Origin of the sequence: Phenylobacterium sp. (genome assembly GCF_037138395.1) — a bacterium.
Lineage (GTDB): Bacteria > Pseudomonadota > Alphaproteobacteria > Caulobacterales > Caulobacteraceae > Phenylobacterium.
Genome location: NZ_JBAXIM010000203.1, coordinates 1 through 3,615, shown reverse-complemented (window position 1 = coordinate 3,615; position 3,615 = coordinate 1). Strand labels below are relative to the sequence as shown.

The 3,615-nt window shown below is 68.1% G+C and carries 2 protein-coding genes; both read right to left on the bottom strand.

The genetic code is table 11. The features are described 5' to 3' along the window. Positions 1–56: 56 nt before the first annotated feature. Entirely contained in the window at positions 57–2,666 is a 2,610-nt protein-coding gene (gene topA / locus WCJ52_RS12200; RefSeq protein WP_336903582.1) for a type I DNA topoisomerase, read from the bottom strand. 94 nt (positions 2,667–2,760) lie between these two features. After that, a partial coding sequence (dprA, locus tag WCJ52_RS12195) for a DNA-processing protein DprA (protein WP_336903581.1) occupies positions 2,761–3,615 on the bottom strand: 855 nt, incomplete at its 5' end.

The following is a 3,615-nucleotide window of genomic DNA, read 5'->3' as shown; positions in this document are numbered from 1 at the left end:
CCGTTCGGACGTTTGGGCGGGCGGGGTCTGGCCATGGCTCCAGCCTAAACTGGTTCTCAGGCTTTCGGCGATGACTTCCTGACGGCCTTCGCAGGGGTTTTTGGCTTTGCTGCCGGCTTCGCCCTGGGCGCGGCCTTTGGCTTGGCGGAAGCTGTCGCCCGGGATGACTTGGCCTTTCCGCCCTTGGTGGGCGCCTTGGCTGCGCGGGCGGCAAGAAGCGCCGTCGCGGCCTCGAGGGTCAGGGTCTCGGGGTCCTCGCCCCCGGGGATGTTGGCGTTGACGTCGCCGTGCTTGACATAGGGACCGTACCGACCGGCGAGGATCCTCACCGGAGCGCCGTCCACGGGGTGGGGTCCCAGCTCCCGCAGGGCCTCCGCGACCCCGCGACCACCCCGTCCGCCGGCCTTCTTTTCCGCCAGGAGGGTCACCGCCCGGTTGACCCCGACCTCGAAGACCTCGTCCACCCCCTGCAGGTTGGCGTAGACCCCGGCATGCTGCACGAAGGGACCGTAGCGGCCGATGCCGGCCAGGATGACGCCGCCGTCCTCGGGATGATTCCCCACCTCCCGGGGCAGGCGAAGGAGCCGCAGGCCCTTTTCCAGGTCCATGGTCTCAGGCGACCAGCCCTTCGGTAGGGAGGCGCGCTTCGGCTTTTCCTCCTCGCCCAACTGGACGAAGGGACCAAACCGCCCGGACTTCAGGAAGACCGTCTGGCCGGTCTCGGGATCGGTCCCCAGTTCGCGGTCTCCCGCTGGGGTGTCGCCCTCCTCGGAGGGGGGGCCGAACTTCCGCGTGTACCGGCATTCGGGATAGTTCGAGCAGCCGATGAAGGGCTCGAAGCGGCTTGGCTTCAGGGACAGCTCACCCGTTCCGCACTTGGGGCAGGCGCGGCCACCGGGGGAGGGGAACAGAAAGGGTCCCAGGGTGGTGTTGAGGGCCTCGATGACGTCGCGGGTGGACCTTTGCAGGACCTCTTGGGTGGCCCCGTGGAAATCCCCCCAGAACTCCCGCAACAGGGCCTTCCAGTCCAGGTCCCCTGCGGACACCTGGTCCAGCTTTTCCTCAAGCGCCGCCGTGAAGTCGTACTCGACATAGCGGTTGAAGAAAGACTCGAGGAAGACGGTGACCAGGCGGCCCTTGTCCTCTGGGATGAAGCGGTTCTTCTCCATACGGACATAGCTGCGATCCCTAAGGACCGAGAGAATCGAGGCATAGGTCGAGGGGCGGCCGATGCTGAGCTCTTCCATCTTCCGTACCAGGCTCGCCTCGGAATAGCGGGGCGGCGGCTCGGTGAAGTGCTGGTCGGCGCGCGCGACCCGGACCTCGGCGCTGGCGGCCTCCCGGAGCGGCGGCAGGCGTCCGCCATCCTCGTCCTCGGGATCATCCCGGCCTTCCTCGTAGACCTTCAGGTAGCCATCAAACAGGATGACCTGCCCTGTGGCCCTCAGTCCGGTTCGGCCATCGGCCGTCGACAGGTCCACGGTGGTCCGCTCGATTCTGGCGGATTCCATCTGGGAGGCCAGCATGCGCTTCCAGATCAACTCGTAGAGCCGGCCAAGGTCGCCATCGAGCCTGAGCGACCCAGGGTTACGGGCCAGGCTGGTCGGGCGGATCGCCTCGTGGGCCTCCTGGGCGTTCCGGGCCTTGGTCCTGTACTGGCGGGCGGACTCCGGAACGTAGTCGGCACCGAAGAGGCCTGAAATCACCTGGCGGGCCTCCTGCAGGGCCTCGGGCGCTGACTGCACACCGTCGGTCCGCATGTAGGTGATCAGACCCACAGTCTCGCCACCGATGTCGATGCCCTCATAGAGCTTCTGGGCCGCCTGCATGGTGCGCTGGGCCGAGAAGCCGAGCTTCCGGGCGGCTTCCTGCTGCAGGGTCGAGGTCGTGAAGGGCGGTGCCGGCGAGCGTCGGGCGGGCTTCTTCTCGACCGCTGAGATTGTGAAGGCGCCGGAGATCACCGCCTCCCGGGCCGCCGCGGCTGCGGCCTCATCGCCAAGGTCGAACTTTGAAAGCTTTCGGCCTTCATGGATTGCCAGCCGGGCCGTGAAGGGCGCTCCGGCCGAGGTCATATCGGCCTCGACGGTCCAGTATTCTCGGGTGATGAAGCGCTCGATCTCGATTTCGCGGTCGACGACCAGGCGGAGGGAGACGGACTGCACCCGGCCTGCAGAGCGGGCTCCCGGCAGCTTCCTCCAGAGGACCGGCGACAGGGTAAAGCCCACCAGATAGTCGAGGGCGCGCCGGGCCAGGTAGGCCTTGACCAACTCCATATCGATCTGGCGGGGCGCCTTCATGGCCTCGGTCACGGCCGAACGGGTAATGGCGTTGAACACCACCCGCTCCACCGGCTTGTCCTTCACAACCCGCTTCTGTTGCAGGACATCCAGCACGTGCCAGGAGATGGCCTCGCCCTCCCGGTCGGGGTCGGTGGCCAGGATGATGCGGTCCGCGGCCTTGGCCGCCTCGGCGATCTCCGACAGGCGCTTCGAGGCCTTGGCGTCTACCTCCCAGGACATGGCGAAGTCCTCGTCCGGACGGACCGATCCATCCCGAGGTGGCAGGTCGCGGACATGGCCGTAGCTGGCCAGGACCTTGTAGCCCGGCCCGAGGTACTTGTTGATAGTTTTGGCCTTGGCCGGGCTCTCGACGATGACGAGGTGCATGCGCGTCCTTGGGGCCGGCTGGCCCGATGAAAGGCGGCGAGGGTTGGACGCCGTGGGGCCTGATGTCAACTTGGGGTGATTTTGGGGCCTCGTCCTAGGCCAGGGCGACCCCGCCACCGGAGGTGAAGACAACCCGTCCGGAGAGTTCGAGTTCGGCAAGGGCCGCATTGACCTCGGCGACCGTCAGGTCCGACAGGCGGACCACCTCGTCGCGGGTGGCGGGGGAGGGGGACATGAGGTCGAAGACCCGGTTCCGGATCGCCTCCATTCGGGTTTCCGAAGGTGTGGACCCTGGCGTCCGGTCGGGTCCCGTCTCGAAGTTCCGCTCTGGCTCGGCCAGGCCGGAGAATCCACCAAGGGCACGCAGGACGTCGTCCGCGCCTTCGCAGATGGCCGCACCCTGCCGGATGAGGTCATTGCCGCCCCGGGACCGGGGATCGAGGGGCGAGCCGGGGACAGCCAGGACCTCACGGCCCATCTCCGCCGCCAGTCGCGCGGTGATGAGCGACCCGGAGCGGAGTTCGGCCTCGACGACTACGACGGCCTGCGAAAGTCCGGCGATGATCCGGTTGCGTCGGGGGAAGTCGCCGGCGGTCGCTGTGCGTCCCGGTGCCGATTCCGAGACGATGCAGCCGCCGTCCTGCAGGATACCCGCGTAGAGATCGGCATGCTGGGGTGGGTAGATGTCATCGACGCCACCGGCGAGGACCGCCGCGGTACCGGTGGCCTTGGCCCCGGCGTGCGCCGCCCCGTCTATGCCCCGCGCCAGGCCCGAGACCACAGTCACCCCCGCGGTGCCCAGGTCCGAGGCCAGGGTCTGGGCGAATCGTTGACCGAGGGCCGAGGCGGCGCGGGCGCCGACGACGGCAACGCAGGTCTGCGCGAGAGGATCCGGGTCTCCCAGGACCCAGATCACGGGCGGGGGCGGGTCGACAGCGGCCAGGAGGGG